A 25,425-nucleotide genomic window follows, 5' to 3' on the forward strand; every position below is an offset into this window, starting at 1 on the left:
AACGCTACTGGTGGGTCGACGAGTCGACCGAGCCGTGATCCGGCAGCGGACCCCACTCGGGGCCGGCCGGCTCCCGACCGTCCGGGCGGCGCCCAGCAGGCGCCACTCGACGAGACCCGTATCCGGTCACCCGGGTAGTGCTCCCCCGGTTGAGCACCGTGCCAAGAAGGCGGGCCCCCGCCCGATCCATCTCGGTGACCACCTCGGCCACCTCGTCGTCACGGGTCCGGCCCGCCTCGACGACCACGACCACCCCGTCGAGCCACGGAACGGCGGCGAACACGTCGGCCGCGGCCAGCGCAGGGGGAAGGTCGACGATCACCAGGTCGGCCTGGGCGGCAACGGAGGCGACGAGGCTGCTGGCCCGGGCTCCGGCCAACAGCTCGGCGGGATCCTCCGGAGCAGCCCCGGCGGTGATCACCACCAGCCCGGACTGGTCGGCAAGGCGATGGGCAGCGGACTCGAGGCCCACGTCGCCACCGAGCACGCTGGTGAACCCCGGAGCCTCGTCGACACCGAACAGCTCGTGGATGCGTGGCTGGCGCATGTCGCAATCCACCAACACCACCCGCTGTCCGGACCGAGCACACGCCAGGGCCAGGTTGGCTGCGGTGGTGCTGGCCCCACAGCCCGGCGTGACCCCCACCACCCCGAGGGTGTGTCCCGCCTCGGGCCCCAAGGCGCTGCGCAACGCGGCGCGCAGCACCCGGTAGGAGTCGGCGCTGGCCGACTGCGGCGCATCGCGCAGCGCCAATGCGTCGCCCGCACCCGAACGAGCAAGTCGCGGGATCGTGGCCAGCACCGGCAGACCCATCGCCGCCGCCTCGAGCTCACGCGGGGTGCAGAGGGAGCGGTCGAGGTACTCGAGGACGAAGACCGCCCCCACACCGAGCATGAGCCCGACCACGACCGCGAGCGCGAGGTTGCGAGACGTGGCGGGCTCGAACGGGGCTCCCGGCACCGCGGCCTCGGAGACGACCTCGGCCCCGCCGTCCTGCACGAACTCGACCACCAGCGCCAGCCGATCGATCTGGGCGCCCACCTCGGCCAGCTCGCCCTCCACCGCCTGGGCCCGCCGGTGGTGATCGGCCCGGACCCGGTCGAGCTCGAAGCTGCGGTTGGCGCTCTCGGGGTCGACGCCAGCCTCGGCCACCGCCAGCTCGTCGCGCATCTCGTCCAGCTCGGAGGTGAGCTCCGCCTCGCGCTCCTCGAGACGCTCCAGCGCGCCCCGGTACTCCTCGAGCAACAGCTCGCGTCGGTGCTCGATGAAGGTCTGCGCGTGCAGCCCTGCGGCCTCGGCGGCACGCTCCGCAGAGTCGCTCACCGCGCTGAAGGTCAGAAGGCGCGCCTCCTCGTCGGAGCGGACCGAGAGCTGCGGCTCGGACCCGACCACCGCCCGCACCTCGTCGGTGACCTCGGTGGAGCCGGCGGTGCGCACCTCGTCGCCGACGGCGGGCATCGCCTCTGACACGTCGACCCCGAGGACCGCAGCCGAGCTGGGCTCGGTGAGCAGCACCTCGGCCTCGGCCCGGTAGCGCGACGGCTGGGTGAAGGTCGCCAGTGCCGCGGCGGCCACCACCAGCACCACCGCCACCACGATCACCCACCACCTGCGGATCAGCACCACCAGGTAGTCGCGCAGCTCGATCTCGCCAGGATCTCGTTCGGGCACCATCGTCGCGACCATAGCTGCCGAGGCCCGCTGCGCCCGGCCCGCCACCCAGGGAGCGCAATGGCACCCGATGCTACGCTTCCACCCGGCGGCGAGGCAGTCCGACCCGCTGGGCGCGACCGTCGACCCCCGCCGCGAACCCCCACGACACGGAGCGAACGGCCAAGGTGACCAACCCGATCGGTGAAGGTCTCGCCCAGACGACCGCGATCGAACCGGACCGGGTCTCGGTGAGAGACGACGACCGGCAGGTGAGCTTCGCCGAACTCGACGCCATCGCCGGGACGATCGCTCGGAGGGTCCTCGAGGCCGGTCCCGGCTGCGAGTACGTTCCGGTGGTCGTCGACCGCTCGGCCGCCTCGGTCATGGCGATCCACGGCCTGATCCGCTCAGGCCACGCGGCGGCCATCATCGAAGCCGACGTGCCCCCGGCCCGGATCGAGCATCTGCTGGCCCGCCTGTCACACCCAGAGCTCGCGGTCGTGGCCCGTCCCGAGCTGGCCTCGCTGCTGCCGGAGGACACCAGCACGATCTGCGCCACCGACGAGACCGACGACCCTGTCGGACCACAACCCGTCGAAGCCGACGATCCCGCCATGGTGCTCTTCACCTCGGGGTCGACCGGCCAACCGAAGGGGGTCATCCACAGCTGGCGAACCCTCGCCGCGCTCCACGAACGGCGCAAGACCCGCCAGGCCGAACGAGGCCTGCCGGGTCCCCGGCCCCTGATCTCGCCGCTGGGGTTCGCCGCCGGGCTCACCCGCCTGATCGAGGTGTCGATCGGGTGCACCGTGGTGGTGAAGGACCCCACACAGCTCCAGCCCGTTCAGCTCCTCGAGTGGTTCGACACCGAAGGGTTCGAGTCGGTCGCGCTGGTGCCCTCGCTGGCGATCGCCGCCGCGGCCCAATGGCCGGCGGGGCGACGACTGGAGCATGCTCGACTGGTCACCACCCACGGCGAGGCCCTCACCTGGGAACACGTCCACTCGCTCCGTCAGGTGCTTCGCCCCGACGCGACGATCGACGCCGGCTACGGCGCCTCGGAAGCTCCCGGCTCGGCGATCCGCTACCTGATCGGTCCCGACACACCCCTCGGAACCGGACGGGTGCCGCTGGGCCGCCCAGCCGACCCGGAGAAGCTCCGCCTGCACCCGTGGGGCGACGACCCCGGCGACCCGATGGAGATCGTCCTCCGGGGCAACGTCGCGCTCGGCTACCTGGGCGAGCCGGAACTGAGCGCCCAACGGTTCTTCGTCGACGAGGACGGGATTCGCTGCTGGCGCAGCGGCGATCTGGCCTCGTGCAACCCCGACGGCGACCTGGTCCACCGGGGCCGGGCCGACGAGATGGTGAAGATCTACGGGCAGCTCGTCGAACCGGCCGAGGCCGAGGGAGTCCTGCGGTCGATCCCGGGGATCACCGACGCGGTCGTCCTGCCCGACCGCTCCTCGGGGCATCCACGCCTCGTCGGCCACGTCGCCGTCGAACCCGGTCACCCGGTGCGGGCCGGCGACGCCTACCAGGCGCTCATCGACGAGCTGCCGGCCCACACCCGGCCGGCGATCCTGGTCCGCCACGACCGCCTGCCACTCACCGATCGCGGCAAGGTCGACCGTCGCAAGCTCGCCGAAGAGCCTCCAACACCCTGGCGGGACCGCTCCACACGACGCCCGCAGGGAGGCCACGAGTGGTTCGTGGTCGGCCAGGCCCACCGCATCCTCGAGCGGGAGGTTGGCCCCGACGACGACATCTGGAAGCTGGGACTCGACTCGCTCAAGGCGCTCGAGCTGGTCTCGGTGCTCGACGAACTGGGCGAGCGCGAGATCGAGATCGCCGACCTGATCGAGTTGCGCACCCCCGCCGCCATCGCCGCCGCCGTGGCCGAGGCGCCCCACGAACGGACCTCCACCGCGGTCACCCTCGTCGACCGGGGCGACGGCACGCCCCTGTTCATCGTCCCCGGGGGCGGCGAGTCGGCGATCGTGTACCGCTCCCTCGCCCAGGAGCTCGAGGGCACACACCCGGTCGTGGTGCTCGAACCGCAGGGAATGCACGTCCCCAGCCGCCCCGACACCACGCTCGACCAGATCGTGAACCGCGCCGTCGACCAGATCATCCCCCGCATCGGCGACGGCCCCGCGGTCGTCGCCGGGCACTCGGCCGGCGGCCTCATCGCCTATGCCATCGGCGAGCGCCTGGCCGACCAGGGACAGCGATGCCACGTCGTGCTGCTCGACACCGCACCGAACCGCCCCAGCGGCCCTCGTCCGCGCCGCCGGCTCGCCAAGCTCGCCGCCAAGGCCCGAACCCACCCACTCCCGTCCCTACCCCGCGCGGTGCTGCGCCGAGCCGCCTACGAGTGGCGTGTCCGGACAGCGATGCGTCACGCCGGTCGTCGACCGGCCCGAACCGTGGCCGACTATCGAGCCAGCGCCCGGGTGCGCGCCAAGGCGTTGCGCCCGTACCAACCCGGTCCCGCACGCTTCCCAGTGACCATCATCCAACCCCACCACAGCCGTGCCGCCTCGCGCTGGCAGCCCCTCGCTCCGGACCTCACCGTGCACGAGGTCGGCGGTGACCACCGGTCGATGGTCGAACACCCCCACGCGACCGATGTCGCCCGCCACCTGGGTGCGGTCCTCTCGACCCCGCGGTGACGGAGCGCGCCGGGTGAGACCGAACCGCCCGACCGGTCGGACCTACATCGTGGTCACCAGGTGGACCGGACACCGGCTTCACTACGTGCGGCTGCTGGCATCGGCCAGCCTCGATCGTGGCCGACCGGTCACGGTCCTCCTGCCCGACGCCGCGACCGCATCCCCCGAGTACCAGGTCCACCTCGGCGACCTCGACCCGCTCGACCGTGAGCTGCTGGCCGACAGCAACGTCGCCCACGCGGTGCGGCGGGCGAGCGAGCTGGCGGGAACCGAAGACCTGGTGGTGTTCCCCGACGGCGACGCCGCCCTGGCCCCCCTCGCCCTCCACTCGCTCACCCGCCGCCTGCGGACCCGAACCAGCGTGCTGCTCATGCGGACCCCGACGCGTGGCGTCCCGTGGCAGCTCCGCTCGCTGGCCGTCGCCATGGCCAAGGCGCTACTCGTGCGCGTGGCCCGACCCCCGATCTCGATCCGACAGCTCACCGACTCGCTGCGCTTCGGCCAGCCGCACCCGCTCTTCGGATCGGTCTCCCCAGTCCCCGATCCCGTGGCGACCACGCACTGGCCGACCAGAGCAGAGGCACGGCGAACGCTCGGGCTCGACCCGGACGCCTTCATCGTCCTCGCTCCGGGGGTGATGCGGGCCAACAAGCACCCGACCCTCATCCTCGACGCCTGGCAGCGGTCACCGCTGCACCACCGGCGCGGCGTCCGTCCGCTCCTGGTGCTCGCAGGGAACCAGCACCCCCGCCAACGGGCGGGGATCGAGGATCGCGCCCGCCACGACCCAACGATCGAGACCCACGACCGGTACCTGCCGACCCCCGAGCTCGAGGCCTACATCGCCGCCGCCGACGGCGTCGTCCTCGTCAGCGCCAGCGAGTCGCCGAGCGGCACGCTAGCCACCGCCATCGCCGCCCAACGGCCGATCCTGGTCAGCGCGAGCAACCGCTCGAAAGCCCTCGTCGACCACCACGGCATCGGCGTGACCTGTGACGCCAACCAGGAGGCGCTCGCCCGCGGGTTCGACCAGCTCCACCAGCTCGCCCCGATCGAGCAGTGGCCTCGGTCCGCCCCGGTCGAGGCCTTCACCACCCCGCTCCTGGAACCAGACGAGTAGCGCGATGAAGAACCGGCGTCTGGACCCGATCGAGATGGCCCTCAGCCGCTTGTCGCGCCTCGCCCCGTCCACCGCCGCCTGGCTCGACTGGCAGCGACGGGGATCGCTCTGGCGGTGGGGCGGCCCCATGAACGGACAACCGGTTCGACAGGCGCTCGTCCGCCGGCTCGTCGCCGCCACGACTCCCACGGCGATCATCGAGACCGGGACCTACCGAGGCGACACCACCCTCTTCCTCGCCGACATCGCCGACTGCGAGATCCACTCCTGTGAGATCGACCCCAGGTTCCACGCCTTCGCGCAACGACGCCTCGGACGCCGCGACGACATCCACCTCGCGCTCACCGCGTCCCACCACTTCCTGAGGACCTACGCAGACACCCAGCCGACCCGCGACGACGTGCTCTTCTACCTCGACGCGCACTGGCAGGGCGACATCCCCCTTCACGATGAGCTCGAGATCATCTCCACCCGCTTCACCCGCAGCGTGGTGCTCATCGACGACTTCCGGGTGCCCGACGACCCCGGCTACCGCTTCGAGGACCGCGGCCCGGGTCGCTGCCTGTCCGAATCCGAGGTTCCCGTCGACCTCCGCGATCGTTGGAGGTGGCACTACCCGTCGGCACCCTCCGACACCGAAGGCGGCAAGCGGCAAGGATGTGCCCTGCTCCTCCAGCACTCCGACGACGGTCGGACCGACTGGATCGGCCCCACCTTGGCCTCAGAGCTGGCTCGGTCGTGGCGCACGGTCGACGACCGGACCTGACGACATCGACAGCAACGCGCCCACCAGGAGCCAGAACGGCAGCGCGAACTCGTTGCCGAAGCCGAACAGGCTCGACTCGCCGAACTGGATGGTGAACCCAGCCGCGACCGAGCCGGCCAGACCGACCCCGATGGGATCACGGCGCGATCGCCACCCCGCCCGGGCCGCCGCACCGATCACGCCCACCACCAGCAGAGCCCCGGCCGCCCCCAACTCGGCCAGAACCTGCAGGTAGCCGTTGTGGGCGGTGCCGATGAAGTACTCGTGCGGATCGCCCCGCCGCTCCTCGAGGATCAGCTCGGCGCTCCGGTATCCGTGGCCCGCCACCGGCGCGTCCTCCCATGCATCGACCAGGGTCGCCCACGCCCCCTCGCGGCCGGTGAAGAGCTGGTCGGTGCTTCGCTCCCACATGCTCCCGAGCTGCCCCGACACCACCACCAACACGACGATCCCCACACACAGCCCGATCGGGACCGCGATGCGCCAGTTCCGCAGCCAGCCCCGCATCAGGACCATCACCACGCCGGCGACCACCAGCGCCACCAGGCTGGTCCGAGAACCCGACAGGACCAGGCTCGCGGCGAGCGCTGCGAGCAGGCCCAGATGCAACGACCGGCCGGGAAGCGACGGGATCCGGGGCACCAGCGCCACCCCGACCGGAAGCACCAATGCCGCCACCATCCCCGACCCGTTGGGATGCACGTAGATGCCCGACACCCGACTGTTCGACGCCATGCCGGCCCACTCCGCACCGACCAACCACGCCACGAGTCCCACAACCGCCGCCGCGCCGAACACCGCGACGACGACCCACAGGTCGATGGTGAGGCGTTCCCGGTTGGGCCAGCGCAGGTTGCCGAGCACCGCGACCACCACAATCACCACCGCGAACAACAGAGCATGACGCAGCGTTCGATCGGGATGGATCGACCAGGCCACGGACAGGAGGGCGAGCAGGACCAGCGAGGCGAGCAGCAACCACGGCCACCACGTCCTCCGCTCCCGAGCAGCCAGACCACCCGAGAGCGCCACCACGGGCACCAGCAAGGCGAGCGACCCGTACCGGGCAAGCTCCACGAGGGTCCCCGACTGGTAGACCGACGCGTCGATGAGGTGGAACACGAGCGCGACCAGGAGAAGGATCGCCACCACCGCGACACCAGCACGCTTGACCACCGACAGCACGGCGCCACCGTATCCCCGCCCCGATGACCGCTCTGCCACCATGACACCGTGACCGACCCCCCAACCATCGGTGACCGACAGCGCAAGCTCCTGCTGTGCAGCCTGGCGGTCCCATGGGACGGTGCCCCCACCACCGGCCTCTACAACATCGATCAGGCCAAGGCGCTGCAGCGACAGGGTTGGGAGGTCGAGATCCTCAAGCCGATCCCCCGAACCCCGCGGTGGTTGGGGCGTCTGTCCCCACGTGCCCGTCGTTGGCGCCGGCACCCCGAGCACTACGAGTTCGACGGGGTCCGGGTGCACTCGCCCCGGGTCTGGTTCAGCCATGCCCCGATCGTCCGCACCCGTCTCGCCCGACTGGCCCCCGGGCTCGCCACCCGGTGGTTCCGCGCCGCGGTCCAGGACCACTTCGATCGCCACCACCACTCATTCGCACCCCACGCGGTCGTCTTCCACGGGTCGATCCCCTGGGCTGCGATCCGGTGCAGCACCCCCCGTGTGTTCATCGAGCACTCGGGTTCGGATGTGCGGATGTGGGAGTCCTCGCCCCGGATGCGCCGAGTGATAGCTCGCTCCACCAAGGGGGCAACGGCGCGCTTCACGACCGGGACGGTGCTGCAACGCCGCCTCGATGACATGTTCCCGGGCACCACCACCCAGTACCTCCGCAACGGAGCGGCTCAGCCCACTGCGGAACAGCTCGCCGCCACCCGGCCAGCGGAGTGGTCCGACCGGACCACGCTGCTGTGCGCGGGTACCTACCAACCCCAGAAGGGGCACCGCGTGCTGCTGCACGCTCTCGCCGACCTCCCCGACGACCTCCGGTGGCATCTGATGCTCGTCGGCGAGCCCCCGCGGAGCCTGAGCGACGAGATCGACGACCTCGGACTCACCGACCGGATCGAGGTCCTGCCACGCATGAGCCAGCAGGACCTGATCCAGTTGATGGTGTGGGCCGATCTCTTCGTCCTCCCCTCCTGGGACGAGGCGTTCGGAAGCGTCTACGCCGAGGCACTGGCCGCGGGCACACCTATCATCTGCACCTCCGACTGTGGAATGGCCGAGGAGATCGAGCACCGCGTCCACGGCTGGATCGTCCAACCCCGAGACGTCGCCTCGCTTCGCGCCGCGCTTCTCGAATCCCTCGAAACCGACCTACCAGCCATGGGACAGGCCGGTCGACAGCTCGCCACCGAACGCTTCAGCTGGGACCAGAACGCCACGACCCTCGCCGAGGCCCTCATCCGCGGCACCACACCGAGTGCTTGAGGACCCTGCGTTCACACCAGCTCGCTGACCACCAGCCGGACCTTTCCGCCCTTGGTCCTGGTCACCTCTGGTACCTCGGTGATCGTCAGGTCGAGACCTCCGTCAGCGTAGGACAGCACCCTCTGCCGCAGCCGCTCCCGGTCCGACTCGCCGAAGCCCGGTTCGGGGACGACGAGCAGCTCGGCGCTCCCCGGTGACCGCTGCACGAACTGTGCCATCCGGACACCGCCGAGCCCCTTGAACGGAAGGTCGAGGCGACCAAGACGACCACCATCGGCGAGCACCACGTAGTCGTCGAGACGACCATCGAGACCCTCCAGGATCCGGCCGGGACGACCACACCGACACTCCGTCTCGCCGATCGCGGCACCATCACCCATGCGATAGCGGATCAGGGGAAAGGCAGGGTTCGCCAGCGCCGTGCCCACGACCTCGCCATCCACGACCTCGAGCGCGCCGAAATCCTCGTCGACGTGCAGAGCACCGAGGGGACACTGCGATGCATTGGCGACCTTCTCGGCCGCCCCGTAGTGCTCGATCGGGTCGACCTCGAACGCCTGCAGGATCAGCTCCCGCTGGTGAGCCTGGATGTTCTCGGCTCCGGTCGTGACCCAGCGAACACCGAGTCGACCGGTCAATCCGCGGTCGATGACCCTCGCGGCGACGAGGCTGATCACCGAGGGGAAGCCGTGCAGCCACGGAAGTCGCCGTCGGACGAGCACGTCGACCATCTCGTCGAGCTGGGCGGGATTGGTGTGAAAGGCACTGAACATGACCCGGCGCTGGGCGCGGTCGACCCGCCACACCCGCTGGTCGCCCCTCGTGAGCCGGCGCGAACCGAAGTGGCCGCACCAGGTCCCACGCTCGATTCCGTGCCACCGGCGATAGCGCCACCACACCGCCCACTGCTCCTGCACCGCCGAGGGACAGATCGGAACCTCCAACGGCGACCCCATCGTGCCGCTGGTCAAGGCCACGGCGCGCCCGGGGATCGGTTCCGTCGGGTGAAGGCGGTCTCCGAGCGAGCGAACCTCGTCCCGACTCAGGACGGGAAAGTGTGACAGATCGTCCAGCCCCTCGATCTCGTCCAGCCCCCGATAGGCGCCAGTGGAGTAGTGCGGGACGTTCATGGCGGCATAGGCCGCCATCGAACGCAGGCGCGCATCGCGGTACTGCTCGAAGTCGTGCCGGCTCCAGCTCGCCCGGTCCTCGTAGGCACGCAGCCTCTCGGCAAAGGGCTTCCCGTAGCGCCGCCGGACGATCCTGGCCCCCTCGACGGTGATCGCCAGATCCTGGACCCAGGGTGGGAGACGGTGGTACCAGCGCTCGCCGAACGGGGCATCGCCGTCACCTTGCTCGGTGACTTCGGCCCCCGCCCCCTCAGCGCTCACATCCGCTCCTCGCAACATACGGCGGTGTGCCTCCTCGGCATCGCCCGAGAGTAGGCGCTCCTCGACCAGCGCTCGCGCCGCGACACGGTGGGCACGCCGATCCTCGGCGGGCGACGACGCGTAGCTGTCGAGCACCGCGGCGAATCCTCGGTGGTCATCCGGAGACCGGACCCAACCCGCGCCGGCCTCCTCCACATCGCTCCACGGAGTCCGGTCGCTGATCAGCACCGGGGTCCCCGCCATCAGCGACTCGGCCACGACGTGACCGAAGTTCTCCCCGTGGGTCGGCAGAAAGGTCACGTCGGCGCGCGAGAAGAAGTCGACGACCTCATCGGGAGCCACCTCGCCCACGTACTCGATGCTCACGTGCGACGGCGCATCGGCCAGAAGCTCGCGACATCGATGCCAGTAGGCCTCCTCACTCACCGGCCCGGCGATGGTCAACGTGACCCGCTCGGTGCAGTGAAGCACCGAGCGGATCGCGCCATCGAGGTTCTTCTTCGGCGAGATGCGCGAGAGGAACACCACCCGAAGGCCGCGCTCCGCGCTCGGCGGCACCTCGGTCGTCGCAACGCTCCCCTCCAGGTGCCCGGTGAGATCCTGCGCCTGGTGGATGACGCTCACCCCGGACCCGAAGACGGCCCGGATGTCGCGTTCCTCGTGTGGGTTCGATGCCTGGAACTCGACACGACGCGCCAGCAGCAACAGCCGGGCGACAACGACGCCCAGCTGCTTGCGTCGCCAGTGGATCCTGAGCGCGCCCGGCGAGAACTCGCCCCGCGGCGCCAGCACCACCCTGCGGGCGCGAATCCACCCCAACGACCGGAGCAGCAGCGCCCACCACGTGAAGCGCCGGTGGAAGAAGCTGTTCAAGTACAAGACGTCGTAGTGGGTTCCCCGGATGTCCTCGAACACCGCCCGCAGCGCGCCACGCCGCTTCGACACGTAGACGACCCGGGCTCCGTGCCAGTCCATCCACTCGTCGGGGCGCGGACCCGGCCGGTCCGCGAACGCGCCGGTCACGACGTGGAACTCGAACTCGTCCCCGAGGCGCTGCACCAACGCCGCCACCGATCGAGCCGGCCCGCTCGCCTCGTAGACGGGAGGGAACACCCCCACGAACACCAGGACCGACGGCTTCGCCCCCGGCTCAGCCATGGGGACCCGCCGGGGTGGGTTCGACCAGGTCGGTGTCGAAGCTGACCGCAGCCAGCGCCTCGTCCAGCGATCCGATGGTCACGACCCTCCCATCGGCCATGGCGACCACACGGTCACAGATCGTCAACGTCGAGACGCGGTGCGCCACGATCACCAGCGTCACCCTCCCGTGGAGCGACGAGATCGTCTGCTGGAGCAGGCGCTCGGACCGCACGTCGAGGGCACTGGTCGGTTCGTCCAGCACCAGCAGCTGTGGGTCTCCCGCCAGCGCCCGGGCGATCGCGATGCGCTGCTTCTGACCACCGGACAGACCAACGCCCCGCGGGCCGAGCATGGTGTCGAACCCCTGGGGCAGTCGCTCGATGTCGTCGCCGACGTGGGCGTCGGCAGCCGCCCGTTCCACGCGCTCGCGGTCGATGCCTTCACGGAAGAAGCCGATGTTGTCGGCAACCGTGCCCTCGAACAGCTTCGGCTCCTGGGGAGCGAGCGCCACCAGGCGGCTCCACGACCCCGACGAGATCTCCCGGTAGTCGAGGCCGTCGACGGTGACCGAACCTCGGACCGGTGGGCGCAGGCGGAGCAGGATCTGCACCAACGTCGACTTGCCTCCACCGGACGGGCCGATGATCCCCACCGCCTCACCGACCTCGAGGGTGAGCGAGACCCCCTCGACCGCCGGGCGATCGGGTTCGTAGGCATACACCACGTCGTTGAGCTCGATCCGCCCGAACGAGTCGCGAACGGTGTCGCCGAAGGCCACCGGAGACTGCTCCAACGACTGGATCCGATCGAGCAGGCGGTCGAGGTTCGGTGCCAGCTGTCCTGCAGCCTGCGCCGAGCCCTGCGCCCCCTGCGCGTAGGCGAGCGAACGCACGATCAGGATCACCACCGACCCCACCGCCGCCAGATCGATGTCGCCCCCGACGTGCAGGACCACCACCGCTCCCACCAGCATCAGGACGGCGAGATCACGAAACAGGTGTGTACCCAGCCGGGTGACGAACCGGCTGTCGACGAACGCCTCGCGCACCCCACGGTTCGCCGACTCGAGTCCCTTCGCCTGCACCTCGTCGACGCCGAACACCCGATGCTCCATCGCGAGCGAGCCCCACTGGCTGATGCGCTCAGCCAGGGCGCTGTTGCGCTCGACGAACCGCCGGCCCCTGCTGTGGGTCAGCCGGCGCAGCGGGGTCAGGATCGCGAGCAGCACCGCGCCGAACAACAGCACCGCCAGCGTGGCCAGGGGATCGACCACCAGCGCCGCCGCCAGCAGGGCGCCAAGACCCAGCACCGCCGCCACGAACGACGCGATGTTCAGCACGAGCTGAGCGGTCTGGCCGGCCAGCGTCGTCGCCGCCTCCTGCAGCGCGCCCTCGCGCTCTTGATCCTGACGCTCCCAGGTGCTCTCGGCGAACGCCCGGATCAGTCGCCGCCGCGCCGCGGCCAGCACCGCGCCCGCCACCATGGCCGTGAGGCGCGAGACCACCACGTGCAACACCACCACGGCCAGTCCGGCCAGGGCGGCCGCCGCCAACGCCACACCCGTCGAGACCTCGACGGTGCCGAACACCGGCAGGCCGAACGATGTCACATCGTCGCCCTCGGCCACGGTCAGTGCCGAGGTCACCACCAGCACCAGCAGCAGCGCCTCGAGCAACCCCGCCGCCAGCGACAGCAGCGAGAGCGCCCCGGCACCGAGCCTGCCGCGGCGACCCAGGAACGGGCGCACCTTCAGCCACACCGACCACATCAGCGCCACCGTCCTGGCACCAGGCCCAGACGTGGTCGCCGTAGTGTGGGGGCTCCTGTGACTGCGACCTCCAGCACACGACCCACGTGGCTCAACGATCACCTCATCCCTCGGCCGGCCGAAGCACCCGAGCCTACCCGTGAAGCTCGGCACGGCCGGACTCCCGAACATGGGTGAAGTCCTCGGGGCACCGGACCCACGGGACCACATCCGAACCATCGGGGTGATCGCGCTCGGAGCCGGACTCGTGGTCTTCCAGCTCCGCGCCGTGCTCGACCACGTGATCGGCCCACCGTCCGCACTCACCCCGCTGGTCCTCCCGCTGGCCGCCCTGTGCGCCGCCGTCCTCGTCATCGGCGACCGTGGTCAGCTCCCCTTGGGTGTCGTGCCCGTCGTCGTGCTGGCAGCCACCTTCCTCCCCGGCGTCGCGCTGGCCAGCCTCGAGGGCTACTCGGCCCAGAAGTCGGCCGAGCTGGTGTTCGTGACCTTCGGGCTGTGCCTCGCGGCGGTCGTCCTCGTCGACTCCACCGACCAGGTCGCCCGCCTGAACCGAACACTGCTGGTGCTCACCGGACTCGTCTGCACCCTCGCGCTCGTCCTGCCCGGCGCCCGCGACGTGCTGGACCACCGCGCCTGGGCCTTCGACCTCAACCCCCTGCTGATGGGAAGGGCCGCGAGCCTGCTCACGGTGCTCGCCGTGTTGGCGATGCTCCGAACGTCGTGGCTGAACCGAGCGGGACTCGCCGCACTGGCCGGCATCGGCGCCTACTGGGTGATCGCCACCGCGACCAGGGCCCCGGGGCTCGGACTGGTCGTCGGCCTCCTGGCGATCGGCGCCATCTGGTGGTCGGTCGAGCGACGCCCAGGTGGCCTGCAACAGCTCTGGTGGTGGGCGATCGGCGTGGTGGGCAGCGTGGGAATCGCCGTCGCCCTGGCCCCGAGCGACGCGGTGGAGCGGATGACGAGGATGCGACTCGACGATGCTCGACGTTCCTACTACGAGGCCACCATGGACTCGATCACCTCCGAGCCCTTCGGCGTCGGCCTCGGAGACTTCGTCTCCATCCTCGAACCCGGTGCACGATTCCAGAGCCGGTACCCGCACAACCTGCTCCTCGAGACCGGTGCCGAAGCGGGGATCATCGCCTTGGCCGCCGTCCTCGCGCTGCTCGGCGCAGCAGCGATGTTCGCCTGGCAGGCCCGGGCGACCTGGGGTCGGCTGCTGCTCCCACCCTTCTGTGTCGTCCTCGCCAGCGCCATGTTCTCCTCGGACCTGAACGGCAACCGTGCGGTGTTCATCTTCGCCACGGTCTCGGTCGCTCTCGGCCTCAGGGACCGGGCCGGCGGTCGGGCCACCTTCGACCTGTTCCGCCCGCTGCACCGGTCAACACCCCCATGAACCGTTCGACCGCCCGCTCGAGCGTCAGGCGATCCCGATAGAGCTCTCCTGCCCGCATCGACAGGCGCTCGATCAGATCCGGCTGCTCGTACGCCTCCTCGATGCAACGGGCGAGACCGTCGACCGACGCGGGCGAGTACACCAACCCGGTCTCGCCGTGGATCACGAACCCGGCCTCTGGAGGGTGATCGGACGTGTCGGCGGTGATGACCGGCCGGGCACAGCTCAGCGCGTCCACCACGGCCAGTCCGGCGTGCTCGGGGATGACCACGAAGTCCGCCTCGGCCACCATCGGCCGCAGGACCCCCCAATCCGTGACCGTTCCCACCCACTCGATGCGACCACCCACGCCGCTGCGGTCGGCCCGTGCCACGAGCCGGGCACGTTCAGGACCGTTGCCGACGACGGTCAACGAGAGCTCCAGCCCGCGCTCGCCGAGCAGCGCAAGAGCGTCGATCAAGCGGTCGACACGCTTGCGCCCCTGAAGACGACCGATGTACACCAGCCGGCGACCTGGCTCCGACCGGACGTCTCCCGGACCGGGGGGTGGCCTTCCCGTGGTGTTGTCGATCACGTGCACCTCACGGTCGACCCCGAGGGTCCGGACACGATCGGCCCCGCCACGGGAGTAGACGATCGCACCGGCGGACAGGGACAGCTGCATCCGGCGCAGCAGGCGAACGACCCGTGAACGCGACCGCCCCAATCCGTGCCCGTAGAGCAGCACCGGCACGCCCCGAGCCTTGGCGATCAGGAGGATGGGCAGGACCTCCAGATGCCGCGCATACCAGTGCAGGACCATCACATCGCAACGACCGCGCACCGCGAACCACAACGACCGGGGAGTGAACCACACGCCGTCGAGGCGGAACCGGCGCGTGGGGACGAACGAAGCCTCGAGGTCACCCGTGCCATCGACGTGATGGCTGTCAGTCGGGGGGCGCTCGGACACCACCGTGAGACCGCCGTCCAGCGCCTCGTTCAGGGCGTTGAAGAGCGGAACGCGATAGTGGGGGACCACGTCGTGGACGAACGCGACCACGAGACGCCGAGGGCTGGGATCCATGGGGCGCCCATCCTATGGTTCCGGGGCCACGGCGATGAGCGGGCCCCGACGACACCCCGTTGGTAGCGTCACCGTGATGGCCGATGTGCTCATCGTCGCCGGTGCCCGGCCCAACTTCATGAAGGTCAAGCCGGTGCTCGACGCGCTCGAGGACCTCGACCTCACCACCGCGCTCGTGCACACCGGACAGCACTACGACACCGCCATGAGCGACGTGTTCTTCGACGAGCTCGGCCTGCGGACCCCCGACCACTCGCTCGAGGTGGGCTCCGGAAGCCACGCCACCCAGACCGCGGCGGTGATGACCGGCATGGAAGCCCTCGTCGACGAGCTGGCCCCGGGCGCGCTCGTGGTCGCCGGTGACGTCAACTCGACGATGGCCGCCGCCCTCGTCGGAGCCAAGGCCGGCTGCGTCGTCGCCCACGTCGAGGCCGGGCTCCGCAGCCGCGACTGGTCGATGCCCGAGGAGGTCAACCGGGTCGTCACCGACCGGGTCAGCGACCTGCTGCTCGCCCCATCGCCCGACGCGGTCGACAACCTCCGCCACGAGGGGTACCGCGACGACCAGATCGTGCTCGCCGGCAACACGATGATCGACACCCTGCTCGCCAACCTCGACCGGGCCCGTTCGAGCGATGTGTTGGCCAGGCTCGACCTGCGGGCGGGTGCCTACGTGGTCGTCACCCTGCACCGGCCGTCCAACGTCGACGATCCCGAGGTGCTGGGTGAGCTGACCGGCCTGCTGAACGACATCGCCCGCGACCTTCCCGTGGTGTTCCCCGCCCACCCCCGTACCCGCGCCCGGCTCGACGCGGCCGCCCTGGTCCCCGAGGTGCAGCTGATCGACCCCCAGGGCTACCTCGACTTCGTCGCCCTGCTGGCCGACGCCGCCTGCGTGCTCACCGACTCCGGCGGGATCCAGGAGGAGACAACGGTGCTGGGCGTTCCCTGCCTCACCCTTCGCGACAACACCGAGCGGCCCATCACCCTCACCGAGGGCACCAACCGGCTCGTCGGCCGCGACCCGGCCACGGTCCTCGCCGCGTACCACGAGGTGCGAGCCGACCCCCCGCCACCACGACGCCCCGCCCTGTGGGACGGCAAGGCCGGTCTCCGGTGCGCCGAGGCGATCGACGCCGTGCTCCACGACCCGGACTGGCGGCGACCTACCGTTGTCTGACCCACACGACCACCGAGGAGGAACCCGATGACCAAGCTGGTGGTGATCGGCCAGGGCTATGTGGGGATCCCTCTCGCGGTGCGCGCCGCCGAGGTCGGCTTCGAGGTGGTCGGCTTCGACATCGACAAGGACCGCGTCGACCAGCTGCGCGGCGGTGACAGCCCCGTCGAGGACGTCACCTCCGAGCGCCTCGCCGCGGTCCGCTCCGACCGCACCTACACGCCGAGCAGTGACCCCGACGACCTGGCCGACTTCCACGTCGCCGTGATCTCGGTGCCCACCCCGCTGCGCGACCACCAGCCCGACCTCGGCCACATCGAGGAGGCCGGCCGCACCCTCGCCGCGCGCCTCACCCCCGGTGCGACCGTCATCCTCGAATCGACCACCTGGCCCGGCACCACCGACGAGCTGCTCCGACCCATCCTCGAGGCGGGCTCAGGCCTGGTCGCCGGCGCCGACTTCCACCTCGGCTACTCGCCCGAACGGGTCGACCCCGGCAACACCACCTGGACCCTCGAGAACACCCCCAAGGTCGTCTCCGGCATCGACGCCGCATCGCTCGCCGCCATCGAGGCCGTCTTCTCCAGGATCGTCGAGACCACCGTCGCGGTCCCCACCACCCGCGAGGCCGAGCTGGCCAAGCTGCTCGAGAACACCTTCCGCCACGTCAACATCGCCCTGGTCAACGAACTGGCCATGTTCGCCGGCGACCTCGGCATCGACATCTGGGCCACCATCGACGCCGCATCGACCAAGCCGTTCGGCTTCATGCGGTTCACACCGGGCCCAGGGGTGGGTGGCCACTGCCTGCCGATCGACCCGTCCTACCTGTCCTGGCGGGTGAAGCAGAGCCTGGGTCAGGCCTTCCGGTTCGTCGAGCTGGCCAACGACATCAACGACCACATGCCCGACTACGTGGTGCGTCGACTCACCGCCGCCCTCAACGACCGGGAGCTGTCGGTCAAGGGCAGGCGGATCCTCGTGCTCGGCCTGTCCTACAAGCGCGACACCGGCGACGCCCGCGAGTCACCGTCACAACCCATCTGCCGCCGGCTCGTCGCCCTCGGCGCCGAGGTCCGGGCCGTCGACCCCCACGTCGCCGGCGACCAGACCCCACCCGGGGTCACCCGCGTCGAGCTCACCGCCGACGAGATCCGAACCGCCGACTCGGTCCTGGTGCTGGTCGACCACAGCGACTTCGACCCCGAGCTCGTCGGCCGCGAAGCACAGCACGTGCTCGACACCCGCCACTGGCTGGCACCAGGCCCAGGGGTCGAGCACCTCTGACCGCAGCGGGGACTCAAGCCCAGGGCCCGGTACCGGGCTCGATGGTGGCGTCCGTCGAGTCCCACGGCGCCCGGTGACCCCGCCGCAGCACGGCATCGAGCTCATCGGCCGGGGTGGCCAACAGCTCGTTCACCAGTGCGGGGGCGATCGGTGCCACCTCGACGTGGCTGATCAGCGGATGGAACGGGCGGTCGTCGACCTCGCCCTCGGCCCACAGATCCTCGTGCAGCTTCTCGCCCGGACGAAGGCCCGTGTAGACGATGCGCACCGGACGATCCGAGGCCGCGATCAACCGGCGGGCCACCTCGTCGATCCGCACCGCTTCGCCCATGTCGAGCACCAGCACCTCGCCGTCGCGCCCGATCGCCCCCGCCTGGATGACCAGCTCGACCGCCTCGGCGGTGGTCATGAAGTAGCGAGCGACCTCGGGGTGAGTGACCGTGACCGGGCCGCCCGCCTCGATCTGGGCCTCGAAGGCTCCGAGCATGGACCCCCGCGACCCCAACACGTTGCCGAAGCGCACCGACACGAACACACCGTCGGATCGCCGCGACATCTCGGCGGTGAGCCGCTCGGCGATTCGCTTGGTGTAGCCCAACACGCTGGTGGGGTTGGCCGCCTTGTCGGTGGAGATGTTGACGAACCGCTCGACGCCGACCTCGGCGCTGAGCTCGAGCAGCAGCTGGGTGCCGCCCACGTTGGTCTTCACCGCCTCGGCCGGGTGCATCTCCAGCAACGACAGGTGCTTGAGGGCCGCGGCGTGGAACACCACCTGGGGCCGGAACCGGGCGAACACCTCGACCATGCGGTCGCGGTCGCGGACATCGGCCACCACCAAGGTGGGATCGTCGAGCAGGGCCCGGCCCTCGATCGACATCTGCACCCCGTGCAACCCCGACTCGTCGCGGTCGACCATCACCAGCTCGGCAGGGTCGAACCGCCGGAGCTGACGGCACAACTCGGACCCGATCGAACCACCCGCACCGGTGACCAGCACCCGCCTGCCGGTGAGGTAGTGGGCGATCGACTCCATGTCGGTGGTGATGCCGCCCCGGCCCAACAGGTCGGCGTTGGACACCTCACGAACCTGTGACAGCGCCACGCCGTCGATCAGCTCGCGCACCGACGGCAGGACCCGCACCGCCAAGCCCAGCCCGAGCGCCTCGTCGTAGAGATCGCGGACCAGCTCGCCGCCGACGCTGGGCACGGCGATGATGAGCATCTGGGCATCGAGATCGGTGACCACCCGCTGGAGGTCGTGGCGGGTCCCCCGCACCGGGACCTTGTTCACGACCAGGTTGGCCTTGGCCGGGTCGTCGTCGAGCAGGCCCACCGGCACGTAGGCGCTGGCAGGATCGTTCACCATCTGAGAGACAAGCTGGCGACCGGCCTCGCCCGCGCCGAAGACCAGCACCGGAGAGGCGTCGTGGCGGCTCGGCCGGCGACGGCGGGCATCGAACCCCCGCCATGCGAGTCGACCCGCCGCCATGAGCACCAGCGCGCCCACCCCCGCTCCCATCGACGACGACGTGGGGACAGCGGTGTCGAGAACCAGACGGTTGACCACGACCAACAGCACCCCGGCTGCCAGCACCGTCCACACCAGCGCCACGACCTCCTCGTAGCTCGCGTAGCGCCACCTGCGGCGGTAGATGCGGGTGAACTGGGCGATGAGCAGATGCAGGGCGACCGCGGCGAACGCCGCGGCCACGATCCCCCGGGACCGGTCGGCGGGGATCGCGAACTCGTAGCGCAACCAGGTCGCCACCCACACCGCCACCGCCCACGCCACCGAGTCGGCGACCGCCTGCATGGCAGGCCAGGCCCGCGCCAACAGGCCGACCGGCCCACGATTCGAGCCGGCACGCGCACCACCGACCGTGGTGTCCGGGCCCGCTTCGCGGGGGTGTTCGATGGGATCATCCGCCAACGCTGTCGCCTCTCGTCAGGTCGTCACCGACAGTATGGCGGCCCACCATCCACTGCGACAGTCTCGGCCGAAACCTCAACTCCACCGCGATCTGTGCCGAAAGAGTGACAAGTGACCTGCATGTCGGTTAGTGTCACGCCCAGGCGGGAGCTCGTACCCGCAGGCCCGAAGGCAAGAGACAAGGAAACCTAAATGCGCAAAGCACTCGCCCTTCTCGCAACTGTCGGTGCGTTCATGATGCTGTCGTTCGGCATCGCCGGCGCCCAGGTCGACTACGACGGTGACGAGACCACCACCACGACCGAGGCGACCACCACCACCACCGAAGACGTGGTCACCACCACGACCGAGGCCCCCACCACCACCACCGAGGACCCCAGTGGTATTGAAGGCGAGGGCGACGCGACCGATCCCGGCACCCTGCCGGCCACCGGCAACGACAGCCTCCCGCTGGCCCAGATGGCCATCGTGTTGGTCGCCGCCGGCGGCATCGCCCTCCTCGCCGTGCGCCGCACCCCGGCCAAGGTGAGCACTGGCAGCTGATCCCAGCACATCGTTGACGCCCCACGAGGGCGAGTCCCACACCGGCCTCGACGAGGCCGGTGTGGCGCGTTCGAGCCCAGTCCGACCCGGTGCCCGCACCACACCGATGGTGGTCGCCTGCCTGGGGGCAGTCGCCGCGGTGCTAGCACCGGTCGAGCCCACCGCCACATCCATCGGCGATGCGTTCTGGCTCGCCGCCATCGCCGCCATCGTCACCCTGGCCGCGACCCGGGCCCATCCCATCGCGCTGGTGACGCTGTGCGGCGCGGCGGGAGCGACCACCACCGGCTGGGCCCAGGTGCTGGCCGCGGTCGCGCTGGTCATCGCCTTCGGGGCAGCCTTCGTCGACCTGCCGCGACCCCAGATCGGAAGCGCGATCGCGGGTGCACTCGCGATCAACGCCGCGCTCCGGGCCGAGCCGGTGCTCATCGGCAACCTCGCCACCGCGCTGGTGGTGACCGCAGGGGTGGGCGCTGTGCTGGTCACCGCTTACCTCGCGTCCGGGCATGCGACACGTCGCCTCGTCCACCGGACCGGACTGATCGCCATCGCCGTCGGTGCGCTGTTCGGTGGCATCACCGCGCTCACCGTGCTGGTCGTCCGCGGCGACCTCGAGCGCGGGGTCGAGCTCGCCCAGGCGGGGGTCCGGCTTGCGGCCGACGCCGACCCCGACGGGGCCGCCGACCAGTTCGGTCAGGCCCAGGACACGCTCTCGGGCGGCCACCGTTGGTTGAACCAGCCGTGGCTGTGGCCCGCCCTGGCGCTTCCGGTCGTCGGACCGAACCTCGACGCCACCACCCAGATGGCCCGCGCCGGAACCGACCTGGCCGACAGTGCACTGCGGGTCAGCGACGTCACCGACCCCACCCAGCTCGCCATCAGCGGTTCGCAGATCGACATCGAGGCACTCGCCGACGCCCATCCCCACCTCGTCGACGCCCGCGAGCAGATCGCCGCCGCGCTCGCCACCATCGAACAGGTCCGTTCACCCTGGTTGCTGCCGCCACTGGCCTCACGCATCGATGGCTTCGAGTCGACACTCGCCGACGCGCTCCCCACCGCCGACACGCTCCTCCAGGTCGCCGAGATCACACCTCCCATGCTCGGAATCGACGGCCCCCGGACCTACGCGCTCTTGCTCAGCACACCGGCCGAGACCCGGGGCCTCGGGGGATTCGTCGGGAACTGGGGGCTGCTGGTGGCCGACGGTGGCCGGATCACGCTCGAGCGCAACGCCAGGATCCGGGTGCTGTCCAACCACCCCGATCGCGACGACCGCACGCTGTCGGGACCAGCGGACTTCCTCGAACGCTACGACCGCTACCACCCGACCCGCTTCTTCCAGAACCTCACCGCCTCACCCGACTTCCCCACCGTCGCCGGCGCCGTCGCCGAGCTGTTCCCACAAGCCGGAACCCCAGAGATCGACGGTGTCATCCTCGCCGACCCGGCAGCGATCGCGGCACTGGTCGCCGTCGTCGGCCCGGTCGAGGTGCCGGAGCTGGACCAGCCGCTCACCGGGGAGAACACCGAGGAGTTCCTCCTCCACGGTCAGTACCTGGTCGACGAACGCGTCGACGCGCTCACCGCGCTCTTCGACGGCCTGTTCGACCAGCTCGACCGCGTCGAGCTCGACCCCCAGCGGATCACCTCGGCGTTCGCCCCGGTCGTGGACACCGACCGGTTGATGATCTGGAGCGCCCACCCCGACGAGGCTGCGGTGCTCGCCGAGCTCGGCATCGATGGAGCGTTCCCCCGCGTCGAACCCGGCCAGGACCTGCTCAGCGTCCGCACCGCCAACGCCAACCCCAACAAGATCGACGTCTTCCTCCAGCGCGACATCGACTACGAGGCGACGATCGACGCCTCGACCGGCGAGCTGACCGCCACCGTCGGCATCGAGCTGACCAACGACGCCGTCGACGACCCCGAGCTTCCCGGCATCATCCTCGGCAACGACGACGAGAACCCACGGGGCACGAACCGGCAGTGGGTATCGGTGTACACCCCGCACGACCTGGTGGAGATGCGCGTCGACGGTCAGACGGTGGAGGCCGAGACCCTCCCCGAGCTGGGGGTCGACGCGCACGCGACGTTCGTGAACGTCCCGCCTCAGGGGAGGGTCGAGATCGAGATGACGCTGCGCGGCGAGGTCGATCCGGACCGCTACCGGCTCACCTGGGCCGGCCAGCCGACGGTCAACCCCGACCGGGTGCGGTTCGAGGTCGACCTCGGCGACCGGACGCTCACGCTCGACGAGACGACCTCCAGTGATCTCGAGCTGGCCGCGAGGCCCCAGCGATGACCAAGCGAGCAGTCGACGTCGTCGGCGCGGTCATCGGCCTGGTCCTGCTGTGGCCGGTCATGGTCATCGTGGCCATCGCCATCCGGGTCACCATGGGTCGCCCCGTCCTGTTCCGACAGGAGAGGGCGGGACGTAGCGGCGCTCCCTTCGAGCTGCTCAAGTTCCGCACCATGCGCGAAGGCGCCGGTACCGACGCCGAACGGCTCACGCGAGTCGGCCGGCTCCTCCGCAGCACCAGCCTCGACGAGCTCCCCCAGCTGTGGAACGTGCTGCGCGGCGACATGAGCCTGGTCGGGCCCCGACCCCTGTACGTCCGCTACATCCCGCTGTACAGCGATCGACAGCGTCGACGCCTCGAGGTGCGCCCCGGCATCACCGGGCTCGCCCAGATCGAGGGCCGCAACAGTCTCGACTGGCCGCAGCGCCTGGAGCTCGACGTGCGCTACGTCGAGAGCCGTGGCCTCCTGCTCGACCTGCGGATCATGTGGCGGACCGTCGCCGCTGTGGTCCACCGGGACGGGATCAGTGGCGCGGGAACCGTGACCATGACCCCGTTCACCGGCACTCGTCCCACCGACCGGAGCGACGAGTGACCCTCACCCTCGAGGTCGAGACCGACCCCACCCTCCCCCGCTTGGCGTGGGTGGCACACCTCGACCGCTCCCGCGGCGTCGTGACCGCGCTGGTCGGCCCCTGGGTCGAGACCGCCCCCGACCACCTGTTCGAAGGCGCGTGGGCCGGCGACTTCGGCGCCATGGACTTCCGGAGGTCGTACTCGTTCACCGGCACCGGGCTCATCGTCGACGGCAACGACGCGGTGGTCGTCGCCCCCGCCCACACCACCGAGTGCGCCTTCAGCCGCCAGATCGGCGACCACTGGTGGTTCTCCAACTCGCTGCCCCTGCTCCTGCACGCCTCCGGAGGCCGACTCGACCTGGGCTACCTCGACTACGAGCCCGAGGCCCACAGCGTGTGGCGCGGCCTGAACCGGTACCGCCACGAGATCCCGCTCGCGCAGGGTCCACCGGCACGACGGCACTACTACCGGAACCTGGTCGTCGACCCCACCGGATCGTGGCGCGAGGAGGACAAGGACCATCCACCGCACCTGCCCACCTACGAGGCCTACCGGCGGTTCCTCACCGAGACCACGCTCGAGGTGACCGCCAACGCCGACTCGACCGAGCGCACCACGACCTACCGCCCCATCACGTTCTGCTCGGCCGGCTACGACTCCTCGCTGTGCTCGCTGCTCGCCCGAGATGCCGGCGCCCTCGAGGCGATCACCTTCGAGACCAGCCGGTCGCATCGCGGCGACACCGGCCACGAGATCCTTCGCCATCTCGGCTACGACACGGTCCACACCGTCACCGACACCGAGTACCGCGCCTACCGCGACACCGAGCTCTTCCTCGCCAGCGGAGAGCTGGGAGCAGGCATCTTCCTCAACGGCATCTCCCACCATCTGCGCGGCACGCTCGCCTTCGCGGGGTACAACGGCGACAACGTGTGGAGCCGCGACGCATCCCCCACTCGCGAGCTTCGTCGCGCACCGCTTCCGATCACCAACCAGAACGAGTTCCGTATCCACACCGGCTTTCTCAGCTTTTGCCCCAGCTTCCTCACCGCCGCGGTCCAGCCAGACATCGTCGAGATCTCCAACTCAACGGAGATGGAGCCATGGTCGCTCGGCGGTGACTACGACCGGCCCATCCCCAGACGGATGCTCGAGGAGCGCGGCCTCCCTCGGGACAGCTTCGGCATGCACAAGCCAGGAGGCGCCGGGAACACCCTGCGGTTCGGCACGCTCCGATACCTGTCCAAGGTGATGAACCCCCAGGACCACGCCGAGTTCTCCGCCTGGGTCCGCGGACGCGTTCGCCGTCACGCCTCCGCCCGTTGGGTGGTGCGGTCCGCCGGATATCTCACCTATGTGACCCTCGTGCTGCTCGCCAAGCGCGGGATCACCGCTCCCAAGCGCGCCTTCGAGCGGCATCTCGACCCCGCATGGACCTGCAGCCCCTTCGCTCCCAGGTTCCTGTTCCCGTGGGCGGTCGAGAAGCTCCAGGAGACCGCGTATCGCGACATCGACCTGGACTTCCTGAACGGGACCGGCGAAGGCTAGAACCTCGCGGGCACCCCCACCGCGGTCGCTCCGGCGGGGACGTCGCCGACGACCACGGCCCCGGCGCCGATCACCGCACCGTCGCCGATCGTGACGCCTTCGACCACCGTCGCCCCCGCCCCGATCATCACCCCGAGGCCGACGACGCTGTCGCCGCTCACCGTCGCCGCCGGCATGAGCGAGCTGAACGCACCGATCCGGGTGTCGTGGCTCACCACCGCCTGGTGGGCCAGGAACACGTGGTCGCCGAGCGTCGCCAGCGGGCCCACCCTGGCCCCCGCGCCCAGGAACGATCCGGCCCCGACGTCGGCACCGGTGGCCACCGTGGTGTCGGGGTGGACGACGGTGATCGGCTCCCGCCCCAGCCCCGCCACGCGCTCGACCAGCGCCCGACGTGCCTCGGGCCAGCCCACCGCCGCGATCCACGCGACATCGGGGTCGAGGTCGGCGAGGCGGTCGATCGGGCCGAGCACCGGCGCGCGACCATCGAATCGGTGGCGGTGGGTCTCGGAATCGTCGAGCACCCCGAGCACTTCGCGGCCGCGGGGATCGGCTTCGATCGCGGCGAGCACGGTGCTGGCATGACCTCCGCCGCCGAGCAGCACCAGTCGCTGGTCCATCA

18 protein-coding genes are annotated in these 25,425 nt (G+C 70.5%); 11 read left to right on the forward strand and 7 right to left on the reverse strand.

Translation table 11 applies throughout. The annotated features are described in order from the left end of the window. Positions 1 to 4: 4 nt before the first annotated feature. Positions 5 to 1,675 carry a Wzz/FepE/Etk N-terminal domain-containing protein gene (locus tag U5K29_02480; protein ID MDZ7677400.1) on the reverse strand — a complete coding sequence of 557 codons (1,671 nt, stop codon included), beginning with the start codon at positions 1,673 to 1,675 and terminating at the stop codon, positions 5 to 7. A 164-nt stretch (positions 1,676 to 1,839) separates the two neighbouring features. Between U5K29_02480 and U5K29_02485 the strand changes: the two genes are divergently transcribed. From U5K29_02485 to U5K29_02495, 3 genes are read left to right on the forward strand one after another with little or no spacing between them, the layout of a single operon-like run. Next, positions 1,840 to 4,329, forward strand: a complete 2,490-nt coding sequence (locus U5K29_02485) for an alpha/beta fold hydrolase (GenBank protein MDZ7677401.1) — start codon at positions 1,840 to 1,842, stop codon at positions 4,327 to 4,329. Between the two features lie 13 nt (positions 4,330 to 4,342). After that, the gene (locus U5K29_02490; protein MDZ7677402.1) at positions 4,343 to 5,449 is read left to right on the forward strand and encodes a glycosyltransferase; all 1,107 of its coding nucleotides are present in this window, start codon (positions 4,343 to 4,345) and stop codon (positions 5,447 to 5,449) included. 4 nt (positions 5,450 to 5,453) lie between these two features. Next, entirely contained in the window at positions 5,454 to 6,215 is a 762-nt protein-coding gene (locus U5K29_02495) for a hypothetical protein (protein ID MDZ7677403.1), read from the forward strand. Here U5K29_02495 and U5K29_02500 read toward each other — a convergent pair. Then, positions 6,171 to 7,400: an O-antigen ligase family protein gene (locus U5K29_02500; protein ID MDZ7677404.1), complete on the reverse strand. Its 1,230-nt coding sequence runs from the start codon at positions 7,398 to 7,400 to the stop codon at positions 6,171 to 6,173. The two genes, U5K29_02495 and U5K29_02500, sit on opposite strands and share 45 nt — an antisense overlap. Positions 7,401 to 7,448: 48 nt before the next feature. Between U5K29_02500 and U5K29_02505 the strand changes: the two genes are divergently transcribed. Next, the gene (locus tag U5K29_02505) at positions 7,449 to 8,669 is read left to right on the forward strand and encodes a glycosyltransferase family 4 protein (protein ID MDZ7677405.1); all 1,221 of its coding nucleotides are present in this window, start codon (positions 7,449 to 7,451) and stop codon (positions 8,667 to 8,669) included. Between the two features lie 11 nt (positions 8,670 to 8,680). Here the strand turns inward: U5K29_02505 and U5K29_02510 are convergent, their stop codons facing one another. Together U5K29_02510 and U5K29_02515 are read right to left on the reverse strand one after the other, a co-directional pair. Beyond that, positions 8,681 to 11,218 carry a glycosyltransferase gene (locus U5K29_02510; GenBank protein MDZ7677406.1) on the reverse strand — a complete coding sequence of 846 codons (2,538 nt, stop codon included), beginning with the start codon at positions 11,216 to 11,218 and terminating at the stop codon, positions 8,681 to 8,683. After that, positions 11,211 to 12,968, reverse strand: coding sequence for an ABC transporter ATP-binding protein (locus U5K29_02515; GenBank protein MDZ7677407.1), 1,758 nt, complete (start codon positions 12,966 to 12,968; stop codon positions 11,211 to 11,213). Before U5K29_02515 ends, U5K29_02510 begins: the two co-directional genes overlap by 8 nt. Positions 12,969 to 13,137: 169 nt before the next feature. On the opposite strand from U5K29_02515, the gene U5K29_02520 reads away from it, so the two are divergent. Further along, positions 13,138 to 14,367 (forward strand): O-antigen ligase family protein, encoded by a 1,230-nt coding sequence (locus U5K29_02520; GenBank protein MDZ7677408.1) that lies wholly within the window; start codon positions 13,138 to 13,140, stop codon positions 14,365 to 14,367. Here U5K29_02520 and U5K29_02525 read toward each other — a convergent pair. After that, positions 14,297 to 15,433 carry a glycosyltransferase gene (locus U5K29_02525; GenBank protein MDZ7677409.1) on the reverse strand — a complete coding sequence of 379 codons (1,137 nt, stop codon included), beginning with the start codon at positions 15,431 to 15,433 and terminating at the stop codon, positions 14,297 to 14,299. The genes U5K29_02520 and U5K29_02525 overlap by 71 nt on opposite strands. Before the next feature lie 76 nt (positions 15,434 to 15,509). On the opposite strand from U5K29_02525, the gene wecB reads away from it, so the two are divergent. Together wecB and U5K29_02535 are read left to right on the forward strand one after the other, a co-directional pair. Further along, positions 15,510 to 16,613 carry a UDP-N-acetylglucosamine 2-epimerase (non-hydrolyzing) gene (gene wecB, locus U5K29_02530; protein ID MDZ7677410.1) on the forward strand — a complete coding sequence of 368 codons (1,104 nt, stop codon included), beginning with the start codon at positions 15,510 to 15,512 and terminating at the stop codon, positions 16,611 to 16,613. A 27-nt stretch (positions 16,614 to 16,640) separates the two neighbouring features. Beyond that, positions 16,641 to 17,900: a nucleotide sugar dehydrogenase gene (locus U5K29_02535; GenBank protein MDZ7677411.1), complete on the forward strand. Its 1,260-nt coding sequence runs from the start codon at positions 16,641 to 16,643 to the stop codon at positions 17,898 to 17,900. Between the two features lie 13 nt (positions 17,901 to 17,913). On the opposite strand, the gene U5K29_02540 is transcribed toward U5K29_02535, so the two are convergent. After that, positions 17,914 to 19,830, reverse strand: a complete 1,917-nt coding sequence (locus tag U5K29_02540) for a nucleoside-diphosphate sugar epimerase/dehydratase (protein MDZ7677412.1) — start codon at positions 19,828 to 19,830, stop codon at positions 17,914 to 17,916. A 192-nt stretch (positions 19,831 to 20,022) separates the two neighbouring features. On the opposite strand from U5K29_02540, the gene U5K29_02545 reads away from it, so the two are divergent. From U5K29_02545 to U5K29_02560, 4 genes are read left to right on the forward strand one after another with little or no spacing between them, the layout of a single operon-like run. Further along, the gene (locus U5K29_02545) at positions 20,023 to 20,373 is read left to right on the forward strand and encodes an LPXTG cell wall anchor domain-containing protein (protein MDZ7677413.1); all 351 of its coding nucleotides are present in this window, start codon (positions 20,023 to 20,025) and stop codon (positions 20,371 to 20,373) included. Between the two features lie 13 nt (positions 20,374 to 20,386). Beyond that, entirely contained in the window at positions 20,387 to 22,678 is a 2,292-nt protein-coding gene (locus tag U5K29_02550; protein MDZ7677414.1) for a DUF4012 domain-containing protein, read from the forward strand. Next, positions 22,675 to 23,271, forward strand: coding sequence for a sugar transferase (locus tag U5K29_02555; GenBank protein MDZ7677415.1), 597 nt, complete (start codon positions 22,675 to 22,677; stop codon positions 23,269 to 23,271). Before U5K29_02550 ends, U5K29_02555 begins: the two co-directional genes overlap by 4 nt. Next, positions 23,268 to 24,803, forward strand: a complete 1,536-nt coding sequence (locus tag U5K29_02560; GenBank protein ID MDZ7677416.1) for a hypothetical protein — start codon at positions 23,268 to 23,270, stop codon at positions 24,801 to 24,803. The genes U5K29_02555 and U5K29_02560 overlap by 4 nt, the downstream gene beginning before the upstream one ends. Here the strand turns inward: U5K29_02560 and U5K29_02565 are convergent. Then, a complete protein-coding gene (locus U5K29_02565; GenBank protein ID MDZ7677417.1) occupies positions 24,800 to 25,423 on the reverse strand; it encodes an acetyltransferase in 624 nt (207 codons plus the stop codon). The genes U5K29_02560 and U5K29_02565 overlap by 4 nt on opposite strands. Positions 25,424 to 25,425: the final 2 nt, after the last annotated feature.

It is taken from the genome of Acidimicrobiales bacterium (assembly GCA_034521975.1).
Lineage (GTDB): Bacteria > Actinomycetota > Acidimicrobiia > Acidimicrobiales > SKKL01 > SKKL01.

What these genes read in the sequence shown, in the direction of transcription:
- U5K29_02510 (MDZ7677406.1), bottom strand. Translation starts at nt 11,218, where the DNA reads ATGGCTGAGCCGGGGGCGAAGCCGTCGGTCCTGGTGTTCGTGGGGGTG.
- U5K29_02520 (MDZ7677408.1), top strand. Translation starts at nt 13,138, where the DNA reads ATGGGTGAAGTCCTCGGGGCACCGGACCCACGGGACCACATCCGAACC.
- U5K29_02495 (MDZ7677403.1), top strand. Translation starts at nt 5,454, where the DNA reads ATGAAGAACCGGCGTCTGGACCCGATCGAGATGGCCCTCAGCCGCTTG.
- U5K29_02525 (MDZ7677409.1), bottom strand. Translation starts at nt 15,433, where the DNA reads ATGGATCCCAGCCCTCGGCGTCTCGTGGTCGCGTTCGTCCACGACGTG.
- U5K29_02555 (MDZ7677415.1), top strand. Translation starts at nt 22,675, where the DNA reads ATGACCAAGCGAGCAGTCGACGTCGTCGGCGCGGTCATCGGCCTGGTC.
- U5K29_02480 (MDZ7677400.1), bottom strand. Translation starts at nt 1,675, where the DNA reads ATGGTGCCCGAACGAGATCCTGGCGAGATCGAGCTGCGCGACTACCTG.
- U5K29_02545 (MDZ7677413.1), top strand. Translation starts at nt 20,023, where the DNA reads ATGCGCAAAGCACTCGCCCTTCTCGCAACTGTCGGTGCGTTCATGATG.
- U5K29_02565 (MDZ7677417.1), bottom strand. Translation starts at nt 25,423, where the DNA reads ATGGACCAGCGACTGGTGCTGCTCGGCGGCGGAGGTCATGCCAGCACC.
- wecB (MDZ7677410.1), top strand. Translation starts at nt 15,510, where the DNA reads ATGGCCGATGTGCTCATCGTCGCCGGTGCCCGGCCCAACTTCATGAAG.
- U5K29_02515 (MDZ7677407.1), bottom strand. Translation starts at nt 12,968, where the DNA reads ATGTGGTCGGTGTGGCTGAAGGTGCGCCCGTTCCTGGGTCGCCGCGGC.
- U5K29_02535 (MDZ7677411.1), top strand. Translation starts at nt 16,641, where the DNA reads ATGACCAAGCTGGTGGTGATCGGCCAGGGCTATGTGGGGATCCCTCTC.